Here is a 20,917-nt window from a genome sequence, read left to right on the forward strand (position 1 = left end):
GCTCGCCAACGACTTATAATGCGCGTTCTCAGTCGATATATGAGTATCTCGGCCATTCGTGACGCAGGCGTTATACGAATTCGTCTCAGCTCGGCGCCGAAATCACCGGAATCACCATTCGAATCGGGGACGAGAGGGGGAACGGAGACCTCGTACTCGAAGTGCGGGTCCCCCTCACGTCTCTCTCGGACGTCTCCCACCCTGGGGTACGGCCCGGGCCCGGCCTCTGATTCGATGAAGGCCCACAGGCCCCTCCAGGAGGACCGATTGGCCCAGACGACGAACGTCCCCGGCCCTTGGGGAAGCCTGCCCCTCCCCCGTTCCGCCCTTCCTCCCACCGGTGCACCCGACCTTCGCGGTTCGGCACGCTTCGTGTGGTGGCTCATCTCCTGTCAGCCCTGGCGGGTGCTGCGCGGAGCCCTCTACGGAACCCTGTGGATGGGCGCCCTGTTGGTCCCGCCGTACCTGCTGGCCCGCGCCATCGACGACGGTTTGAGGGCTCGGGATCCCGGTGCCCTCGTCCTGTGGGTGGCGGTCCTGGTGGTGGTGACCGTCCTCAACGCGACCCTGTCGATCCTGCGGCACCGCACCATGTCGATGGTGCGGATGGACGCCGCGCACCGAACAATGCGCGTGGTGACCCGGCACTCGACCGTACTGGGCTCCTCCCTGGCCCGGAGGGTCACCTCAGGGGAGCTGTCCACCGTCCAGGCCTCGGACGTGCTCCTCATCGCGCACATCCTCACCATGACCGGACCCGGGGTCGGAGCGGTCCTCGGGTACGCGGGGGTCACGATCCTGCTCTTCACCATGTCGCCGCCGTTGGCCGCGATCGTGGTGTTGGGTGTCCCGGTGCTGGCGTTGGTGGTCGGGCCCCTCCTCGGTCGGTTGCAGGGACGTCAGCGGACCTATCGCGAACACCAGGGCGCCACCACCGCGCTGGCCGCCGACATCGTGTCCGGGCTTCGAGTGCTGTGCGGCATCGGCGGCAAGGAGCACTTCGCCCGCCGCTACGAAGAGCGGTCCGGGGCCCTGCTCCATCAGGGGTATCGGGTCAGCGAGACCACCAGCTGGTTCCACGCGGTGAGCGCCTGTCTGCCCGTGGTGTTCCTGGGCGTGGTGACCTGGGTGGCTGCCCGGTTGACGGTCGCCGGGCAGATCACCGTGGGCGAGACCGTGGCGGTCTACGCGTACGTGGCCATCCTCATCGTGCCGGTGTTCTTCCTGATCGAGGGCGCCAGTGGGGTCACCCAGGGGTTGGTCTCGGTCCGACGGGTGCTACGGGTCCTCGAACTGGAGCCGCCGCTGGCCGGAAGCGGGGTGGATCGACCGGGGCCCGTGCCCGGGTCCGGTCTGGAGGATCCGGACTCCGGGGTGAGGGTCGTGCCCGGCACGACCACGGCCCTGGTCTCCGCGTCCCCGAAGGAGGCGGCCGCCGTCGCGGACCGGTTGTGCCGCTACATCGACTCGGAGGTCCTCTGGGGCGAGGTCCCGTTGCGCGACGTGGAGCTCACCGAGGTCCGCGAACGCCTACTGCTCAGCGACAACGGTGCCTACCTGTTCGCGGGTCCACTGCGCGAGGTCCTGGATCCGCACGGCGGCCACGCCGACTCGGAACTGCGCGAGGCACTGCACGTGGCCGCCGCCGACGACGTCGTCGACGCGATGCCGAACGACCTGGACTCATGGGTGGAACCCCAGGGACGCAACCTCTCAGGAGGGCAGCGCCAGCGGATCCGGCTCGCCCGTGCCCTGCTCGCCGACACCGAGGTCCTGGTGCTGGTGGAGCCCACCTCGGCGGTGGACTCGCACACCGAGGCGACGATCGCCGGACGTCTCCACGAGGCACGCTCCGGGCGCACCACCGTGGTCGTGGGAAGCTCACCGCTGCTGCTCGATCGGGCGGACCGCGTCGTCCTTCTCCTGGACGGGGAGGTGGTCGCCGTCGGCACGCACGGGGAGCTGGCCCAGAGCAGGAGCGACTACCGGGCCCTGGTTCTGCGCGGTGCCGACGAGGAGGACCCCTCGGGACACGACACGGACGAGGAGGCCGGGGAGATCGAGAAGCACCGGGCCCACGAGGGGAACGAGGAGGCCGGGGCATGAGCGAACGGCTCCCGGTCGCCGACCGGACCCAGGTACGCCGCGACACCGCCGAACTGCTGCGCGTCGAACGTGGACGGGTCACCCGGTTGGTGGTCCTGACCCTGCTCGCGGGCGCCGCGGGGTTGGTCGGCCCCTACCTGCTGGGGCTGATCATCGACATGGTGGAGGACGGCACCGCCACCCTGGACGTCGTGGACCTCATGGCCGCCGGTGTGGTGGTGGCGGCCTGCGCACAACTCGTTCTCACCCGGTACGCGCGTCGCTCCACCTATCGGTTCGGCGAACACGTCCTACGGCGACTGCGCGAGGACTTCGTCGGGCGGACGTTGGCGCTGCCCACACGGGTGGTGGAACGCTCCGGCACCGGCGACCTCACCACCCGGGCCTCGGCGGACGTGGCGACGGTGGGGCAGACACTGCGCGGTGCCCTCCCCGACATCGCGCTGTACGTGTTCCAGCTCGTGGTGCTGTTCGGCGCGATCCTCTGGATCAGCCCGCTGCTGGGGGCGTGCCTCGTGATCTCGATCCCGCTGGTGATCCCGGTGATCCGCTGGTACCTGCGACGATCCCGGCGGGCGTACCTGGCGGAGGGCGCGGCGCTGTCCGGGACCTTGGAGAACGTGTCCGCCACCGCCGAGGGCGGGCGCACGGTGGAGGGCCTGGGCGTTCAGCGGGATCGGATCGAGGTGACCGAACGGGACGTGGGGCTGCTGTACCGGGCGCGACGCGGCACCCTGCGTCTGCGCACGGTCCTGTTCCCCGTCACCGAGAGCGGCTTCATGATGCCGAGCGCCATCGCCCTGTTGGTGGGCGGTCTGGTCTACCTCGACGGCGGGATCGAACTGGGCGCCCTGGTGACGTGCCTGCTCTACATCGAGCAGGCGGTGAACCCGATGATCCGGTTGACCCAGTGGGTCGAGGAGATTCAGCGGGCCACGGCGTCCTTCGCCCGGCTGCGCGGTGTCCAGCGGCTACCGGAGGAGTCCACCGGGCCCGGCCCCGAGCCCGAGGGCGACGGGATCGAACTGGTGGACGTGCACTACGCCTACGTGCCGGGCCACGACGTACTGCGCGGCATCGACCTGGAGATCCGCCCCGGTGAGCGGATCGCGGTGGTGGGTCCTTCCGGGGCGGGCAAGACCACCATCGGACGGCTGTTGTCCGGCGCGGACGTGCCCGGTTCGGGCCGGGTACTGGTCGGCGGGGTGCCCGTCGGCGACCTCTCCCCCGGAGTGCTGCGCGAACGCGTCGTCCTGGTCGACCAGGAGCACCACGTGTTCACGGGTTCGTTGCGGGAGAACGTCGCGATCGCCGCCCCGGACGCCGATGACACCCGGCTGCTCGCGGCGTTGGACGCGGTGGACGCCGACTGGGTCCGGGAGCTGCCCGAGGGGTTGGACACCCCGGTGGGCTCGGGTGGCGCGGACCTGGACCCGGCCAGGGCCCAACAGGTGGCGCTGGCCCGGGTGGTGCTGCTCGACCCGCACACGGTGGTGCTCGACGAGGCCACCTCACTGTTGGATCCGCGGACGGCGCGAGCGGCCGAACGGTCCCTGGCGGCGGTGTTGGAGGGCCGGACGGTGATCGCGATCGCGCACCGGCTGCACACGGCGCACGACGCGGACCGGGTGGCGGTGGTGGAGGACGGTCGGATCACCGAGATCGGGCCGCACGACGAACTCATCGCCGCCGGTGGTGCGTACGCGTCCCTGTGGTCATCCTGGCACGGCACGGACTGAGGATTCGAGGACGCGTGCTCGGGCCGGACGTCGCTTCCCGGCCCGAGCGGCGGGTACTCGCGCTCACTCCCGCGGGCTGAGGAACTCCAGCCGGTTGCCGTTGTTGTCGAAAACGTAGAAACGTCGATAACCGGGGAAGGCGTCATCCCAGGTCACCTCGTGTCCGGCTGCGGTGATCCGCTCGGCGAGGGTGTCGATCTCACGCACGAGGATGCCGGGGTGCGCCTTGCGCTGCGGGGCGAACCCCTTCTCGACTCCCAGGTGGATCTCCAGGGCGTCGGCGCGCACCCACAGGCCTCCGCGGGCCGCCAGAACCGGGGGCTTGGGGATCTCGACGAAGCCGAGGACGCCCACGTAGAAGGCACGGCAGTCCTGCTCACCACCTGGCGGGAGGGCGATCTGGACATGGTGGAGACCGAAGCCGAGTGCGGTGGAGGTGTCGGGGGTCGTCATACGTTCCTCTCGGTTCGGTCCAGGGTTCCGTTGCCCGCGCCGTTGGGTCCCGGCAGCCCGTGCGTCTCGCCTTCGGGAATGTCGAGGGTGACGCCGCGCAGGGCTACCGAGTCCGCGTTCCCTTTTCGCCGGTGGACACGTCTGAATTCGGTGATCTCCAGGGCACTCACGTGCGTCCTCCGAGGGTGTCGAGGCGAAACCGTGATTGTCTTGATGTCGAGGTAATTAGGGGAACGCTACCCCCGAGTCGATTCCTCCGGCAAGGGTGAGGAACGCTCGAAGATGTACTCCAGTCCGTCACGTTCGTCCCACTGCTCACCGACCCTTTCGAAGCCGAAGCCGGTGATGGTGGCGAGCGATCCGACGTTGTCCGGACTGATCGCGGCACGTACCGTCATCACGTCCGGCGACGCGTCGGCCCGCCGCAGCAGCTCCACCACCATCGCCCGGGCGTAACCCCGACGCCGCAGTTCCGGCACGACGGAGTATCCGATCTCCACACTTCTGCGCTCGTCCGGTGGTCCATGGAATCCCGCGTGGCCGACCGCCCCGCCGTCGTCGGCGTCCACCACGACGTTGGTCAACCAACCGGCACGCTCCGGTACCGCCCGTAGCTGGTCGAGCCGGTAGCCGCTGAGCCAGAGCATCTCCTTCTCGGCGAAGTGCGGCCCCAACTCCGCGCCCACCAGTCTCCCGGCGGTCGAGACGTCCCCCTTCTTCAGGGCGACCAGGATGGGTTCGGTCATCTCCACCAGGCGCACCCGAGGGGCGCCGGTCGGTACGGTCCCGGCGTTCGTGTTCGTCACCCAAGCATCCTCGCTGCCTCCGACGAACGGCTCAACGTGTTTTACCGAACGCGCCACGTGTCGGATGGTCGTCGATCTCGGGGACGATGGACGTGCCCCGCATCGACCAGCCAATGAGGAGCCCCAGTGCCCGACGTCGACGATCCGCGCTGTTCCTGGGCCCGGACCACCTCCGAGCTCATGACCTCCTACCACGACGGCGAATGGGGGCGACCCTCCCATGAGGACCGCTACCTGTTCGAGATGCTCGTGTTGGAGGGTGCTCAGGCCGGCCTGTCCTGGGCCACGGTGCTGAACAAGCGCGAGAACTATCGGCGGGCGATGGACGGTTTCGACTTCGATCGGATCGCCGGCTATGGACAGACCGAAACGGACCGGTTGCTGTCGGACCCGGGGATCATCCGCAACAGGCTCAAGGTCGGTTCGGCGGTACGCAACGCCCAGGCCTTCCTACGGGTGCGCGAGGAGTTCGGAAGCTTCGACGCCTACCTGTGGGACCGAGTGGACGGCACCCCGGTGGTGGGCCACTGGACCACACCCGAGGAGGTTCCGGTGACCACCCCGCTCGCCGACCGGCTGAGCCGCGACCTCAAGCGGCGCGGGTTCACCTTCGTCGGCGGCACCATCACGTACTCCTACCTCCAGGCCACCGGCGTGGTCGAGGATCACCTGGTGGGCTGTCCGGCCAAACCCTGACCACCGTCCTCGGGACGAACGCTCCCGCCCACCGGATGGGCCTCGCGACGTCCCGTGGCCTAGCGTGAGCGACATGACGACCGCTCCTGCCACCCACGGCGCGATGGCCATCATCACCAACGGCGCCGGACGATATCTGCTGCACCTGCGCGACGACATTCCCGGTATCGCCTGGCCCGGCCACTGGAGCACTCTGGGCGGTGGTTGCGAGGAAGGGGAGGCCCCGCGCGAGGCGATCGTCCGCGAACTCCAGGAGGAGGCCGGCCTCACCGTCGAAGGACTCACCGAGTTCTGCGAGGCCCCCGACGTCAACGGCTCCGGGCAACACCTCACCTTCTTCTCCGCCACTTGGGAGGGCGATCCCCGTTCCCTGCCCCTCACCGAAGGCCAAAGACTCGACTGGGTCGCTCCCGAACGGTGGGGCGCCCTCCTCGTCCCCGGCTTCGTCCTCGAAATCCTCCACCGACACCGCACCACCACCTCCTGACCCCGTGAGGCCCGCCCTACCGGACCCGGCCCCGCCCGGTCCCCTCCCTCCCATTCCCGCCGCCGAACGGCCGGGCACACCGGGCGGTCTACGGCCCCGACCACGAGTTCTCCTTGGGTCTGGAGCGGGTCTTGGACGGGGTTGTGCGCTCGTGGACTCCCGCGCTCCGACCGACGACCGAGGGCGGGTCGGGCCCTCAGGTGAGTTCGTCCTCGATGGCGGCGTTCAGCTCGTCCACGTTCATCGCGCCGGGAACGGTGGTGTGGGTGCCGTCGGATCGCAGGAAGACGAACGAGGGCGGGCTGATCACCTCGAAGCCACCCCAGATGGTGCCGAACTCGTCGACCAGGTTGGTCATGTCGTCGATCCCGTGTGCGGTCTCGAAGAGGAGGGCGGCTTCCTCTTCCGAACGACCGACGACGCCATGGAAGTCGATGTCCTCGTGCACCCGGTCGGCGGCCGAGACCACGGAGGCCTGGCCCGGGCATTCCTCGCAGTCCGCGGTCCAGAACCACAGGACGGCGTCGGACTCGGTCAGGGACTCACCCTCGAACTCGGCGCCGTCTGTCGTCGTGGTGGTGAAACTCAGGGCCCGGTGGACCTCGGGGGTGGTCTCGGCACCGGAGTCGATCGTGTCCACGGTGTCCTCGGGTTCGGATCCGCAGGCCGATAGCGCCAGGGTCAACGCGGCGGTCGTCAGGTTAACGCGGTTCATGGTCGCGCCCATGTCTGCACCTCGATGGGGGGATCGGGGGGTGGTCACGGAGTCACGTGATAGTGACGCAAGTGAATGCAGTGCAGTATGCCCGTTACGGAGCGTTCAGGCACCCCCTCCACGAAACTTATCCGCTTTCATGCCCCTTGTCCGGCATCAAGATCCGCTTCGCACCGAGACATGACACCGCCGACCGTCGGCTTCCCAGCGACGGTCGGCGGTGTGCGCTCCGCGGTATCGAGGTCCGTGGTATCGAGGTTCAGGAACGCAGCGCGGCGGCCTCGCGGGCCAGGGCCGTGATGTCGTCCCAACGGGCCCCGGCGACCAGGTCGGTCGGGGTCAACCAACTCCCGCCCACACAGCCCACGTTCGGCAGGGCGAGGTAGTCCGGCGCGCTCTGGAGGGTGATCCCACCGGTCGGGCAGAAGCGCACCTGCGGCAGCGGTCCACCCAGGGACTTCAGGAACCGTGCCCCGCCCGACGCCTCCGCCGGGAAGAACTTCAGCGCGGTCAGGCCCGACTCCAAAAGGGTCATCGCCTCCGACACCGTGGCCACCCCCGGCAGCGAGGGCAGCCCGGTGTCCGACATGGCGCGCGCCAGGTCGGGGGTGCACCCCGGGCTGACCAGGAACCGCGCCCCCGCCTTCGCGGCGGCGTCGGCCTGGTCGGCGGAGACCACCGTGCCGGCGCCCACCACCGCCTCGGGCACCTCCTCGGCGATGCGCTCGATCGCGTCCAGCGCGGCGGGTGTCCGAAGGGTGACCTCGATGCCGGGCAGGCCGCCCGCCACCAGTGCGCGGGCCACGGGCACCGCGTCCTCGGCGTTCTCCAGCACCACCACCGGCATGACCGGGGCGAGGGCGAACAGGTCCTCACCGGAGCGGGGAACGGTCGTCATGTGCTTCTCCAAGTACAGGTTCGGTACGGGTGGGGTCGTGCGGGTCCCCGGCGCGCGGATTCCTCAGTGACCGAAGACGCCGGCGCCGGACTCGGCCGGGCCGACCGCTGCGCGCAGAGCCGCGAAGAGCTCACGCCCGGTGCCCACCGAGGAGTCGACGGAGGGACGAGCGTCCTCCCTGCCCTCCAGGTCGGTCAGGACCTCCAGTGTGCCGTTCACCGCGTCCAGCCGGATGAGGTCGCCGTCCTGGATCCTGGCCAACGGACCGCCCGCCTCCGCCTCCGGGGACACGTGGATGGCGGCCGGCACCTTCCCGGAGGCCCCGGACATACGCCCGTCGGTCACCAAGGCCACCTTCTGGCCCCGGTCCTGTAGGACCCCGAGCGGCGGGGTGAGCTTGTGCAACTCGGGCATTCCGTTGGCACGCGGCCCCTGGAAGCGCACCACCGCGACGAAGTCACCGGTCAACTCTCCCGCGGTGAAGGCCTTCTGCAGTTCGGCCTGGTCGGCGAAGACCTTGGCGGGGGCCTCGATCACGCGCCGTTCGGGGTCGACGGCCGACACCTTGATGACGGCACGGCCGAGGTTGCCGGAGAGCATGCGCAGACCGCCGTCGGGGGCGAAGGGGTCGCCCGCGCCGCGCAGTACCGTCTTGTCGGCGCTGTCCTTCGGCCCGTCCACCCAGGTCAGACCGGCCTCGTCCAGGTGGGGCACCTGACGGTAGCGGTCCAGTCCCGGGCCGACGATGGTGTGCACGTCCTCGTGGAGCAGACCGGCGTCGAGGAGGCTCCCGATGAGGAAGGCCATGCCGCCCACCTCGTGGAACCGGTTCACGTCCGCGGCACCGTTGGGGTACATGCGGGTGAGCAGCGGCACCACCTCGGACAGGTCCGCGAAGTCGTCCCAGGTGAGCCGGATACCGGCGGCGCGGGCGATCGCCACCAGGTGCAGGGTGTGGTTGCTGGAGCCGCCGGTGGCCAGCAGCGCGACCACCGCGTTGACGATGGCCTTCTCGTCGACCTGCTCACCGAGTGGGGTGTGCTCCTCCCCCAACGCGGTGTGGCCGAGTACGCGGCGCCCGGCCTCCTTGGTCAGGGCCTCGCGGAGCGGGGTTCCCGGCTGCTCGAAGCTGGCGCCTGGCAGGTGCAGGCCCATGACCTCCATGAGCATCTGGTTGGAGTTGGCGGTGCCGTAGAAGGTGCAGGTGCCGGGTGAGTGATAGGCGGCGGACTCGGCCTGGAGCAGCTCCTTGCGCCCGATCTGTCCCTCGGCGAACCTCTGTCGGGCCCGCGCCTTCTCCTGGTTCGGCAACCCCGAGGCCATGGGGCCGGCCGGCACGAAGGCCACCGGAAGGTGCCCGAAGGACAGTGCGCCGATGAGCAGGCCGGGCACGATCTTGTCGCACACACCGAGCATGAGCGCCCCGTCGAACATGTCGTGCGACAGCGCCACGCCGGTGGCCATCGCGATCACGTCGCGGCTGAAGAGGGACAGTTCCATGCCCTCACGGCCCTGGGTGATGCCGTCGCACATGGCGGGGACACCACCCGCGAACTGGGCGACGCCGCCGGCCTCGGACACCGCGGCCTTGATGATCGCGGGGTAGGACTCCAGGGGCTGGTGCGCGGACAACATGTCGTTGTAGGCGGAGACGATCGCCAGGTTGGGGGTGACGTCCCCGGAAAGGGCGAGCTTGTCGCCCACACCGCAGGCGGCGAACCCGTGGGCGAGGTTGGCGCAACCCATCGAGGAACGGGCCGGCCCCTTGCTCACGGCCTCACGGATCCGTTCCAGGTAGGCCGATCGGGTGTCGACGCTGCGGTCGGCGAGGCGGCGGGTCACCTCTGCGACGACAGGGTGGAGGTCGGGGTGCGCGGTCATCGGGCTCTCTCCTCTTCGTGCCACGTACGGCCGGTGCGGCCGATGAGCCGGTCGGCGCCCGCGGGGCCGGCGCTTCCGGCGGGGTAGGGCTCAGGGGCGACACCGAGGTCGTCCCAGGCCTGGATGATCGGGTCCACCCATCGCCATGCGGCCTCGACCTCGTCGCGGCGCATGAAGAGGGTGGAGTCCCCGGCCAACACATCCATCAGCAGCCGCTCGTATGCCTCGGGGGAGCGGGTGGCGAAGGTGTCGGCGAAACTGAGTTCGAGCGGGACCGGCCGCAACCTCAGCGCTCCGGCGCCGGGTGTCTTGGCCAGCATGGTCAGGTGGATGCCCTCGTCCGGCTGGAGTCGGATGACGAGGGAGCCGGCGTCGCTGGGCGTACCGGCGCCGGGGAAGATCGTGTGCGGCACGTCCCGGAACCGGATCACGATCTCCGAGTCGGCGTTCGCCATGCGTTTGCCGGTGCGCAGGTAGAAGGGGACGCCCGCCCACCGCCAGTTCGCCACCTCGGCGCGCAGGGCCACGTAGGTCTCGGTGTCACTGGTCGGCGGCCCGCCCGCCTCGTCCAGGTAGCCGAGGACCTCTTCTCCCTGGACCTCGCCGCGGGTGTACTGCCCGCGCACGATGTGCCGGGCGACCTGGTCCCCCGCCACGGGTTTGAGGGACTGCAGGACCTTGAGCTTCTCGTCGCGGACGGCGTCGCGGTCGTAGCTGGACGGCGGTTCCATCGCGGTCAGGCAGAGCAGCTGCAGCAGGTGGTTCTGGACCATGTCGCGCATGGCACCGGAGGAGTCGTAGTAGCCCCTACGGCCGCCGACGCCGACGGTCTCGGCCACGGTGATCTGCACGTGGTCGATCCAGCGAGAGTTCCATAGGGGTTCGAGGAAGACGTTGGCGAACCGCAGCACGAGCAGGTTCTGCACGGTCTCCTTCCCCAGGTAGTGGTCGATCCGGTAGATGCGGGACTCGTCGAACACCGCCCCCACCTCGTCATTGACGACCTGTGAGGAGACCAGGTCGCGGCCCAGCGGCTTCTCCATGACCACTCGGGATTCCGGGGTGACCAGGTCGGCGTCGCGCAGGCCATGGCAGATGGCGCCGGAGATCATCGGCGGCACCGCGAGGTAGAAGACCCGGTCCCGGCCGGAGGTGAGCGCCTCGGTCAGACGCGTCCAGCCCGAGGGGTCTCCGCCGACGTCCACCGTGACGTGCCGGAGACGCCCCAGGAAGCGGCGCAGGACCTCGGGTTCGACCACCTGGACGGCGTTGTGGCCACGTACCGCGGAGGCCGCCTTGTCGCGCAGGTCGGCGTCGGTCAGTCCGTCCTTGGAGACGGCGATGACGCGTGTCCCCTCGTCTAGGTGACCGTCACGGTCCAGGAGGTAGAGGGAGGGAAGGAGTTTGCGCATCGACAGATCGCCGGTTCCGCCGAAGACCACCAGGTCGGTGGGGTGGCGGGGCACGGGCTGCTGCATTCGGTCGGCTCCTGCGAGAGGGAGGGAGGAGAGGTGTGATCGGGGGGTGCCGGGGCGCGGGTCCGAGGACTTCCGGTGCGGGGTCCGGAACGTCGTGGCCGGGGGGACCAACGACCCTGTTTCGACCTTAATCCCACTATGGTAAAAAACCAATCACACTTCAGAACAATAATTTACATAAGCACACGGTCTTCACGGCGACCGACCTGGTGAATGGTTCAATGAGGCATGGCCAGAACCCCAGGACGCCTGTCCTCCACCGCGACCAGCGGCCACATCCTGGAGATGATCCGTACGGGAAGCGCCACCAGCAGGTCGGAGATCGCCCGAGCGACCGGCCTCTCGCGCCCGTCCGTCGCCCTGCGGATCACCGAGCTGATCGAGAACGGCCTGGTCACGGAGGGCACCCGCGCCGCCTCCAGTGGTGGCCGGCCACCCACGTTGCTGGAGTTCAACGCCTCCCACGGCCTGGTGTTGACCGGGGCCTTGGGCATGGTCCGCAGCCAGGCCGCCGTGTGCGATCTGGACGGTCGGGTGCTGGTCCGCACGCCGGGCTCGCCCGACATGGAACAGGGACCCGACGCAACCGTGCCCTGGCTACTGGACACATGGAGCGAACAGATCGCGTCCCTCGAACGCTCCCCCGACGACGTCCACGGCGTGGGGATCGGCCTGCCCGGAACCGTGGAGTTCCACGCGGGTCGGGCGGATGATCGGCCCGTCCTGGGCAAGTGGGCCGGCGTGGCCCTGGCCCCGCTCGTGGCCGAACGCTTCCCGGTCCCGGTCATGGTGGACAACGACGTGAACGTGATGGCCCTGGGTGAGCACATCTCGGGCGGCCACGGCCACACCGACGACATGATGTTCGTGAAGGTCTCCACGGGGATCGGCGCGGGGCTGATCTCCGGTGGCAACCTACTGCGCGGGGCCCTCGGCGCGGCCGGGGAGCTCGGGCACATCCCCGTGCGCGACGGTGGCGGCCTGCCGTGCCGCTGCGGCAACACCGACTGCCTGGAGGCGGTGATCGGTGGCCGACGCCTGCTGACCCTCGCGGCGCGGGAAGGGCGGGCGGTCGCGGGACTGCCGGAGCTGGTGACGCTGGCCCAGGACGGGGATCCGGTGGCCGTGACCCTGGTACGCGACGCGGGGCGACGGCTGGGTGAGGCCCTCGCGGGGGCGGTCAACCTACTGAACCCGGAGGTGATCGTGCTCGGCGGCGACCTCTCTGGGGCCTACGACCACCTGGTCGCGGGGGTGCGCGAGGTGGTCTTCCAACAGTGCACCGCGCTGTCCACTCGCCGTTTGCGGATAGTTCCGAGCACCCTGTGGGACGACGCCGGGGTTCGCGGATGCGCGGCGATGGTCACCGAGGAGGTCCTCTCCCCCGACGCCGTGAACAAGCTGCTCGCGGGTTAGGCGGAGGGTTCAGGGCCTCCGCCGGCGCTTCGGCCCGTCCTGAACCGGTCCCCGGATGTCACGGATCGGCTCGGGTCGACTCATGGACGGCCCCGGCCGGGAGCACGGGCGGGCTCACGACCTGGAGGGCGGGGCGATTATCCACAGCCTGTGGACGGTCGTGTTCGACCACGAACTCCCGGGTAAGTGATGGGCGAGGGCGATTCGACACCGATCCCCACCGGCCTCCCTGATCTGCGGGGGCGTCTATTTTCGTGTGCCCGGCATGTCATGACACTTGACAAGATGTACCGAACTACCGAATAGTCACGCACCCGAGCACCTCCCCGCACGCCCCCACCTCCGCAACCCCTGCCCCGTGCGGCCCCGTCCGGAAAGGCCTCCCGTGGACATTCTTGAGAACCCCGCCGTGCTCGTCTTGTTGGGTGCCGGCATCAGCCTGGTCACGAGCGCCGTCGTCACGGCCCTGCACGCCAGACAGATCCGCCGAGCCGAGCTCCGGTCCGGCACCCGCAACTCCGCCCGTAGTCTCACCAGCGCGTTCATCGCCGAACGTGACGGCGACGGCGACAAGACCGAGTTCCTGCGCGACGCCGAGCTCACCGTCATGTCGATGACCGACCGCAAGACGCGTGAACGGCTCGCCGCCGTCGTCCGGCTACTGCGCGAACACGAACTGCCAGAGGTCGAACAACTCAGTGGCGTCGGCTCCGGTACCGCCAAGCGGGTCCTGTGCGACCACGCTCTGGACGTCCTCGGCGCCCACCTGCGAGCGGACCGCCTCCCAGAGATCCCCTCCGCGATGCGCAAGATGCTGAGCGTGGAGGAAGAGGCCCTGAGCATCCACTCCGGGGAGACGCCCAAGCCCGCCGCGCCGATCGAGAAGAGCTCCGTCACCGCGCGTCCCCGGCACACCGGAAGCGCGCCCGCCAAGAGCACCCCGGCCCGTAAGACGACCACCAAGACGACCAAGGGTGGCACCAAGCCCTCCGGCAAGACCAGCGGACGCACCGCCACACCGGCGAGCCCTGAGAAGGAAAGCGCGTTCTGGGACGACTGACCCCGGTTCGTCACGGGACACGCGACTCCACGCACCCCGATCGGGAGCGTTCTCCAGGCGGAACCGCATCATTGCGCGCACGCCCACCGGGACGCTCCGAACCGATGTTCCCACGGCGGGTCAGAAGTGATTCTTGCGGTCACACGTGAGAAAGTCGGGCAGGAAAACCTCCGTGGACTTCCATCCGACGAAGGAACTTGTGCGGCGCAATTGTGGTCAGGAACCGCGCGCGTGGACAACCCGAACGCGCACTCTGCGAGAACTTCACCTAGGATCACTGCCACGCGCGGGTTCTGGTGTCTTAGCCGCCCCCTGCCCATCGGTGCCGCACCCTCTTCCACGGGTGCCACATCTTCCCTCGATGACTTTTCGGCCCGGATTCCGGACATCCCGCGCGCATCCCCTGCGCGACCTCCGCCATTCCTCGGATCCGGACGCGAGACCCGCTCGGGTCGGTGTCCGTCCGTTGGCACGTCCAGCCGTCCGAACTCACCGAGATTGTCACGATGCCCGCTGACGAGAACTCCGCCGATTCCGGCGCGGACCAGACACCAGACGAGATCCCGGAGAACGATCCCGTGTCCGAGGACCGGAGAGACTCCGAGGAACAAGACGGTCCCGGGGGACCCGAGACCGTGGCCGAGGAGCCTCGCGCCGAGGATCCGAACGAGGCACCGGAAGAGGCAACGGACGGAGCGTCGGCACCGGACGGTGTGAGTACGCCTGATGGTGAGAGCGCTCCGGCGCCCGTCGTCGACGACGTCGACGAGTCCGTGGCGGCCACGGAGAAGTCCGGTGAGGACGCTTCGCGGGACCGGACCGAGGACGACACCACTCCGGATGACGAGGGTGCCGAGAGCTCCGAGACGGAACCGTCCGAAGGCGCCGAGGAAGTGACCGCCCAGGCCACCTCGAACGTCACCGGGGCGAGCCCCGAGAGCGCACCCGAGACGGACGGCGAGGCAGGCGGCGAGGAACAAGGCGCCACCGGAGCCGGTGATGAGTCCGCCGCCACCGCCACGGCCACCGTGGCGACCGGCAAGAAGGGGCACCGCCGTCTGCGCCGCGTCGTCCTGTGGACCGCGGCCTCGGTCGCGATCCTCCTGTGTCTGGGCGCCGCCACCGCCTACGGCTACTACCACTCACTGCGTTCGGAGATGACGCAGCACGACATCGGTTCGGTACTCAGCGAGGAGGACCGACCGGACAAGATCAGCGACGCGGTCAACATCCTCTTCATCGGATCCGATGGATACGAGGAGGACAGTCCCGCCTACACGGAGGAGTTCGAGGGCGAACGCTCCGATTCCCTGATGCTCGCGCACATCTCGCCGGACAAACGCGTGTCGGTGATCAGTTTCCCGCGCGACTCCCTGGTGCAGCTTCCCGAATGCGACGCCTACGCCAAGACCGAGGGCACCTACGGCTACTTCGGCATGATCAACGCCGCGATGTACCACGGTGGCCCGCCCTGTGTCGTGCGGACCATCGAGTCGCTCACCGACATTCGGGTCGACCACTTCGTCCACCTGAGCTTCGCGAGCTTCCGAGACGTGGTGGACGCCATCGGTGGGGTGGACATGTGCATCCCCGAGCCCATGCGGGACGAGCGGTCCAAGCTCGACATCGAAGCCGGTCAGCAGACCCTCCGCGGGGAGGAGGCCCTGTCCTTCGTCCGGGCCCGCTACGACATCGGCGACGGTGGGGACATCGGCCGCATCGACCGACAGCAGATGTTCATGGCGGCGCTCGCCGACCAGGTGACCAGCAGCGACGTGCTGGCCAGCCCGCGCAAGCTCAACGGGGTCCTGCAGGCGGTGGCCCAACACAGCGCCACCGACCGTGAGCTCTCGCTCGATCGCATGTTGTCCATCGCGGTCACCATGGCCGACGTGGACTTGTCCGACATCGAGTTCCACACCGTGCCCTGGTATCAGGCTCCGTACGACCCCAACCGGGTCATGTGGAACCAGGAGGACGCCGAGGAACTGTTCCGGGCCGTGCGCGAGGACCGTCCTCTGCCGGAACTGCTCGCCGCCGATGACGCTTCGGTCCCGCAGGAGCCGCCGACGTCCTCTCCGACCCCGGTGGACCGGTCGGTCGTGGAGAACGGCGAGGCGCTGGAGGAAGAGGGTGTGGGCGAGGAGGACGCGACGGGATCGCCGTCCGCCCGTCCGGGCGAGGGCCGTGACGCCACGTCCAACCCGTGTGAGGACGGGCTCGGGTTCGGTACCGGCGAGGACGACTGGTAGCGGTCACACGAATCGACCTCGACGTGGAGGGCTCCGCCGTGAACGGCGGGGCCCTTCGGCGTTCACGGGTTCGGTGGGGTCGAGGGGGCCGGTCGGGTCCGGGAAGGACCGCGGGTTCAGGGAGGACCACGGGTTCGGGGAGGACCACGGGTTAGGGGAAGGGCACCGGATCGGAACGCCCCATGGCCGGAGCCGACCGCGCCCTATGTGCGGCACCCGATGCGCGGCGGGAGAACGGGGCGCCGGGGTCCGCCCCGACGCCCCGAACGCTCTCGGAACCCCTGTGTCGTCCTCCCTCCCCGGACCGGAGCGGGCGGTCCGGGTGAGGACTCGGCGCGCCCCCGGCCTCCTGGGCCGGGGCACACCGCGCACCTCGGGCGGCGAGAGCCGACCCGTGCCCACCGGCGGATTCCGGGGAACCCTCACAGTTCAACCCGATGGCCGATCGACGGAGGCGGTCACGCGTATCGCCCAAGGTGGTGCGCCCACCGCTGTGGGTGGGCGCACGTTCGGAATCAGCTCAGGCCCAACCCCAGGTCCGCGGCGGAACCCTCGGCCACGGGCAGTTCGTCGGTGGAGACGGGCAACTGGTCGGTGCCGACCTGGGGCTCTCCCAACTGAGGCAGACCCTGGACGTCGACGAGGTCGCCGCCGGGGGTCTGCGGCAGCAGATCGCCCACCAGGTCCGTGGCACCGCTCTGCGGCAGGGTCCCGGCCGAGTCGCCCACGGGGAGCGGCAGTTCGAGTTCGGCGGCGGTGTCGGTGACGGGCTCGGTGGCCTGGTTCAGCGCCCCTGCGTCCACGCCGTCGACCACATCGGTGGCGGCCAGGTCCTCGGATCCGCTCATCGGGAGGGTCTCGGCGACGTCCGCGGGCAACAGGGTGGTGACTCCGCCGGTCAGGTCGGCGTTCTCACCCGCGTCGAGCCCGACGGGGTCGCTCATGGGGACGCTCCCACCGACCCGGTCGAGGTCGACCTCGTCGAGGCCGACCAGGTGCGCGTCGGTCTCCTGCACCCCGGTCTTGACCCGGCTCCCCAACTCACCCGCGGTGTCCTCGACGACGGAGGCGTGGTGCCCCAGGTCGAGGGGCGACTCGGAGTGGTTCAGCGGGAGGGTCTGTCCGCCACCGCTCAGGGGGAGGGCGTCGAGCAGCCCCGTACCCCCCAACAGCCCGGAGAGGGGGTCGACGGCACCGCCGACCGGGGAGGCCCCGGCCGCGTCGGTCAGCGGCAGGGTCTCGGTGGCTCCGTCCAGACCGAGCGGGCCGAGTTCGGCGGCGTTCTCCTCGCCGGTCTCGATCGGGGTTTCGGCGGAGACACCGTCACCGACGACGTGTCCGACGGTGTCGGTGGGGGTCCCGGACTGGTGCTGGACATCGGGCTGGGCGGAGATCTCGCCGGGCTGGACCTGGACCAGGTCACCGACGGGGGTACCGACGCCTTCGGTCAGGGCGGTGGGGACCTGGTTTCCCAGGTCTCCCAGGGGGAGGCCGTCCGTGACACCGCCGAGCGTGTCGGCCCCCGCGATCCCGGCGCCGAGGGCGACGAATCCGGCGGTGCCGGCCGCCAACAGCATGGCATGGGCGGAGGAGCGGGCGGTGTGGAACATGTGTGTCCTTCCAGAGTGGTTCTCGTGTCGGTTCATTCGGGTGCGGCGGGGCGATGTCACGCCCCGTCACGGTGGCCCGTCTCCCTGGCCGGGGGATCGGGGCCGGAAGGCTTGTTCCGGCGGTCGAACCATCGCGCCCATGGAAGGGGCGGGGTCGGTTCTTGCCGGATTCAGTCGGTCGGTCTGGCGGACCACCGGCTGACGTGAACCTCGCAGGAGGTGCGGGGCTCACGTCAGCCCCCAGACGCGTGGCTGGGAAGGGTGTGCCGGGAGAAGGCCGATCGCGCGCGGTGGGACGCCGAAGGAATGAGGAGCGTGTGGAAACGCTCGGGGCGTGGCGGCGCGGTGGACCTGTGGGGGTCCGTTAGTCCGGGGAGAAGGTGGACTCGTCCGTGGGTTCGACGGGCGCCGAACGCAGGACGTGTCGGGCGGCCTCGAACAGGCCGGGGGCGGGTGCCGGAGCGGCCGCGGTGGCGAGGTAGCCGGCGACGGCGTGCGCGGTCGCGGTGCCGCCGGTGGCGGTGGGCGCCGTGGCGGGCGCGGCACCGCCGGCGGAGGAGGCGTCGAGGACGTCCGGACCCAGGACATCACTCTCGTCGTCGGAGTCCGCCACATCGGTCGCCTGGACCGGGTCGGGGACGGCCCGTTCGTGAGGAGGCGGGGCATCGAGGCGCGCCATGGTCTCTTCGACCTCGGGCTCTTCGGGGTTCTGCCCCGTCTCGGTGGTCACGCCGGTCTCATCGGGGCCGTCCGTGTCCTGGGACTCGGGGTGGTCGACCTGACCGGTGACCGGGGCGAGCGTCTCGGGAAGCCCACCCGGTTCGGGCAGCGAGGCCGAACGCACGGCCTCGTGAACGTGCGGAACCGGATCCGGGGTCTTGGCCTGGAGCGCTTGTGCGGCCTCCGAGGCACCGCCGACCGCTCGGGTCGCGTGGCCCCCTACCTCGGCGACGGTGTCACCGACCGGGCCGAGTCCCTCCGCCCGTTCCACGACGGCGCCCGTCGAGGGCAGCGCGGGTTCGGAGAGGGAGAGTTCCTCGGCGTGTGCCGGAGCGGAGGAGAGCCATACGGTGAACAGGATCGCGGTGACCAACCCCGCGAGCAGCAGGACCCTGCGGAGTGGTTCCGGCCACACGGCGGGACCGACGCCGGTGGCGCCGACCGTACCGTGGTATCCAGACACCGAGGTTTCCTTCCGCCGTACCGTGGGTCCTCCCAGAGGCGATGCCCGGGTCCCGACAGCCTGTGGGGTTCATGTGAATGGCACCGGAAACATCGTGTTCCAGATGCTCGACTCCAGGTCAGAGAGGGCTTGCCGCGCTGACTGACCGCGACGTTAGCATGAATTACCCAACCGTCGTCCGCGTTTTCGAAGTAATTTATCCGCCCCACAGACAGGCTTCAGAGCAGCCAGATGTGGCAAAACGGGAAAAAACCAACGACAATTCGAGTATTAGCCCTCAACCCCTCAACGGCTCTGCGGAGGTTGAACCACACATGACCGAGATCCCCCAGAGCCACCGGTTGTCCCCCAAGCCCCTGGGCGAACTCCTCGCGGAGATGCGTTCCGGGGCACGAACAGGACCATCCGCCCAGGGACGAGTGCATTCCCTGCTCCAGGCGGTGCTGACCATCGGTGGTGATCTGGACCTGGCCACCGTGCTGCGCAGGCTGACAGAGGCCGCCGCACAGCTGACGAAGGCCAGGTACGCCGGACTCGGAGTGATCGGCGAGGACGGCAACTTCACCGAGTTCATTCCCGTGGGGCTGAGCCGGGAGCACGTCGAACGGATCAGTCGCTTCCCTCATGGCAGGGGCGTGCTGAGCGCGCCCCTGTACGACCGCGCCGCGCTGCGCCTGTCCGATCTGCGCGACCACCCGGAGTTCGGCGGGTTCCCCGAGGGGCACCCCGGCATGTCGAGTTTCCTCGGGGTGCCGATCCAGGTCCGCGACGAGGTGTTCGGCAACCTCTACCTGACGGAGAAGGAGAACGGCGAGGAGTTCGACGAGGAGGACGAGGCGATAGTCACCGCGCTGGCCACCGCCGCCGGCGTCGCCATCGAGAACGCCCGCCTGTACGAGGAGACCCGGCTGCGCGAACGCTGGCTGGGCGCCTCCAGCGAGATCACCACGCGATTGCTCTCGGGCGCGGACACCAACCAGGTGCTGACCTACATGGCGGCCCAGGCCAGGGAGATCAGCGGGGCGGACACGGCGGTGGTGATGCTGCCCGACCCGCACGCGCGCGATCACCTCTTCGCGGAGTTCGCGGATGGTCCGGTCGCCCAGGAGATCCTGGGGACGCCGGTCGAGATCCACGACTCCGTCTGTGGGTGGGTGTACGAGTCCGGGGAGGCCGTCACCATTCCCGATCTACGGCAGGCCAAATGCCCGATGCTGACGCACCGCGGGTACGGTCCCGGGTTGTTGGTGCCGTTGGGCACCCCGGGGAACACCCGAGGCGTGTTGTTGCTCGGCAAGCTCCTCGAACGGGCTCCGTTCGACGCCAACATCCGCCGGATGTTGCATTCGTTCTCCGCGCAGGCGGGGGTCGCCCTGGAGTTGGCGGACGCCCGCCGCGACACCGAGCGGATCGTGGTGTTGGAGGAGCGCGACCGGATCGCCAAGGACCTGCACGACGTGGTGATCCAGCGATTGTTCGCCTCGGCGATGACCCTGATGAGCACGGTCCGGCTGATCGATTCCGCCGAGGCCGAGGAACGGGTCCAGCTCACCATCGACGAGCTGGACGGCACCATCAGGGAGATCCGCTCCACCATCTTCGACCTGCAGAACCCACCGAGTCGGCAGGACACGTCGTTGCGCGGTCGGATCCTGCGACTGGCGGAGAACACCGCGCACAGTCTCGGTTGTCATCCGGGGGTGGGTCTGGACGGGCCGATCGACGCGTCGGTCCCCGAGGACGTGGGCGAGCAACTCCTGGCGGTGCTCGGGGAAGGGTTGACCAACGTGGCCCGACACGCCCAGGCCTCGGAGGTACACGTGTCCGTGGTCGTGGAGGAGAGGGCGGTCACCGGCCGTTCGACCACCCTGGCGTTGAGCGTGACGGACAACGGGATCGGGTTGCCGGAGACGGGTCGCCGCAGCGGGCTGCGCAACATGAAGGAGCGGGCCCTGGCCCTGGGCGGGGAGTTCGAGGCCAGGCGCGGTGAGGTCTCCGGAACCGTGCTGACCTGGAAGGTCCCGGTTCCCGATCCGGCTCCGGAACCGCATCTCGACCTGTACTGAACCGGACACCCTTCCGGGTTCGGAAGGGTTGTCCACAGGCCGGAGATCGGGGCTTGGCAGTCGATCCCCGG

At 69.5% G+C, this 20,917-nt stretch carries 16 protein-coding genes; 8 read left to right on the top strand and 8 right to left on the bottom strand.

Features of this window, described 5'->3' with window-relative positions; all coding sequences use genetic code 11:
- Positions 1–267: 267 nt before the first annotated feature.
- A complete protein-coding gene (locus ACWGKS_RS15935) occupies positions 268–2,106 on the top strand; it encodes an ABC transporter ATP-binding protein (RefSeq protein ID WP_452522997.1) in 1,839 nt (612 codons plus the stop codon).
- Positions 2,103–3,845 (top strand): ABC transporter ATP-binding protein, encoded by a 1,743-nt coding sequence (locus ACWGKS_RS15940; protein ID WP_358508449.1) that lies wholly within the window; start codon positions 2,103–2,105, stop codon positions 3,843–3,845. The genes ACWGKS_RS15935 and ACWGKS_RS15940 overlap by 4 nt, the downstream gene beginning before the upstream one ends.
- 63 nt (positions 3,846–3,908) lie before the next feature.
- Here ACWGKS_RS15940 and ACWGKS_RS15945 read toward each other — a convergent pair whose 3' ends face one another.
- Both ACWGKS_RS15945 and ACWGKS_RS15950 read right to left on the bottom strand, forming a co-directional pair.
- A complete protein-coding gene (locus ACWGKS_RS15945) occupies positions 3,909–4,298 on the bottom strand; it encodes a VOC family protein (RefSeq protein ID WP_358508451.1) in 390 nt (129 codons plus the stop codon).
- A 236-nt stretch (positions 4,299–4,534) separates the two neighbouring features.
- The gene (locus ACWGKS_RS15950) at positions 4,535–5,104 is read right to left on the bottom strand and encodes a GNAT family N-acetyltransferase (protein ID WP_358508453.1); all 570 of its coding nucleotides are present in this window, start codon (positions 5,102–5,104) and stop codon (positions 4,535–4,537) included.
- Between the two features lie 126 nt (positions 5,105–5,230).
- On the opposite strand from ACWGKS_RS15950, the gene ACWGKS_RS15955 reads away from it, so the two are divergent.
- Both ACWGKS_RS15955 and ACWGKS_RS15960 read left to right on the top strand, forming a co-directional pair.
- Positions 5,231–5,800, top strand: a complete 570-nt coding sequence (locus tag ACWGKS_RS15955; protein WP_358508455.1) for a DNA-3-methyladenine glycosylase I — start codon at positions 5,231–5,233, stop codon at positions 5,798–5,800.
- Positions 5,801–5,873: 73 nt separating this feature from the next.
- On the top strand, positions 5,874–6,287 hold the full coding sequence (locus ACWGKS_RS15960; protein WP_452523001.1) for an NUDIX hydrolase: 414 nt from the start codon (positions 5,874–5,876) through the stop codon (positions 6,285–6,287).
- A 196-nt stretch (positions 6,288–6,483) separates the two neighbouring features.
- Here ACWGKS_RS15960 and ACWGKS_RS15965 read toward each other — a convergent pair whose 3' ends face one another.
- The 4 genes from ACWGKS_RS15965 to zwf form a co-directional block, all read right to left on the bottom strand.
- Complete coding sequence (locus ACWGKS_RS15965) at positions 6,484–7,002, bottom strand: thioredoxin domain-containing protein (RefSeq protein ID WP_358508459.1); 519 nt, start codon at positions 7,000–7,002, stop codon at positions 6,484–6,486.
- Positions 7,003–7,261: 259 nt separating this feature from the next.
- A complete protein-coding gene (gene eda, locus ACWGKS_RS15970) occupies positions 7,262–7,900 on the bottom strand; it encodes a bifunctional 4-hydroxy-2-oxoglutarate aldolase/2-dehydro-3-deoxy-phosphogluconate aldolase (protein ID WP_358508460.1) in 639 nt (212 codons plus the stop codon).
- A 63-nt stretch (positions 7,901–7,963) separates the two neighbouring features.
- Positions 7,964–9,781, bottom strand: a complete 1,818-nt coding sequence (edd, locus tag ACWGKS_RS15975) for a phosphogluconate dehydratase (RefSeq protein WP_452523003.1) — start codon at positions 9,779–9,781, stop codon at positions 7,964–7,966.
- Positions 9,778–11,259, bottom strand: coding sequence for a glucose-6-phosphate dehydrogenase (gene zwf / locus ACWGKS_RS15980; protein WP_358508463.1), 1,482 nt, complete (start codon positions 11,257–11,259; stop codon positions 9,778–9,780). Before zwf ends, edd begins: the two co-directional genes overlap by 4 nt.
- A 228-nt stretch (positions 11,260–11,487) precedes the next feature.
- On the opposite strand from zwf, the gene ACWGKS_RS15985 reads away from it, so the two are divergent.
- The 3 genes from ACWGKS_RS15985 to ACWGKS_RS15995 all read left to right on the top strand — a co-directional run bounded on the left by ACWGKS_RS15985 (position 11,488) and on the right by ACWGKS_RS15995 (position 15,987).
- Positions 11,488–12,675, top strand: coding sequence for an ROK family transcriptional regulator (locus ACWGKS_RS15985; RefSeq protein WP_358508465.1), 1,188 nt, complete (start codon positions 11,488–11,490; stop codon positions 12,673–12,675).
- Positions 12,676–13,060: 385 nt separating this feature from the next.
- Entirely contained in the window at positions 13,061–13,735 is a 675-nt protein-coding gene (locus tag ACWGKS_RS15990) for a hypothetical protein (RefSeq protein WP_358508467.1), read from the top strand.
- A 506-nt stretch (positions 13,736–14,241) separates the two neighbouring features.
- Positions 14,242–15,987, top strand: a complete 1,746-nt coding sequence (locus ACWGKS_RS15995; RefSeq protein ID WP_358508469.1) for an LCP family glycopolymer transferase — start codon at positions 14,242–14,244, stop codon at positions 15,985–15,987.
- Positions 15,988–16,502: 515 nt separating this feature from the next.
- Here ACWGKS_RS15995 and ACWGKS_RS16000 read toward each other — a convergent pair.
- Together ACWGKS_RS16000 and ACWGKS_RS16005 are read right to left on the bottom strand one after the other, a co-directional pair.
- Positions 16,503–17,597, bottom strand: a complete 1,095-nt coding sequence (locus ACWGKS_RS16000) for a hypothetical protein (protein WP_452523006.1) — start codon at positions 17,595–17,597, stop codon at positions 16,503–16,505.
- A 364-nt stretch (positions 17,598–17,961) separates the two neighbouring features.
- Entirely contained in the window at positions 17,962–18,780 is an 819-nt protein-coding gene (locus ACWGKS_RS16005; RefSeq protein WP_358508473.1) for a hypothetical protein, read from the bottom strand.
- Positions 18,781–19,094: 314 nt separating this feature from the next.
- Between ACWGKS_RS16005 and ACWGKS_RS16010 the strand changes: the two genes are divergently transcribed.
- On the top strand, positions 19,095–20,846 hold the full coding sequence (locus ACWGKS_RS16010) for a sensor histidine kinase (RefSeq protein WP_452456145.1): 1,752 nt from the start codon (positions 19,095–19,097) through the stop codon (positions 20,844–20,846).
- Positions 20,847–20,917 lie beyond the last annotated feature (71 nt).

This window comes from Nocardiopsis sp. NPDC055879, from assembly GCF_053615935.1.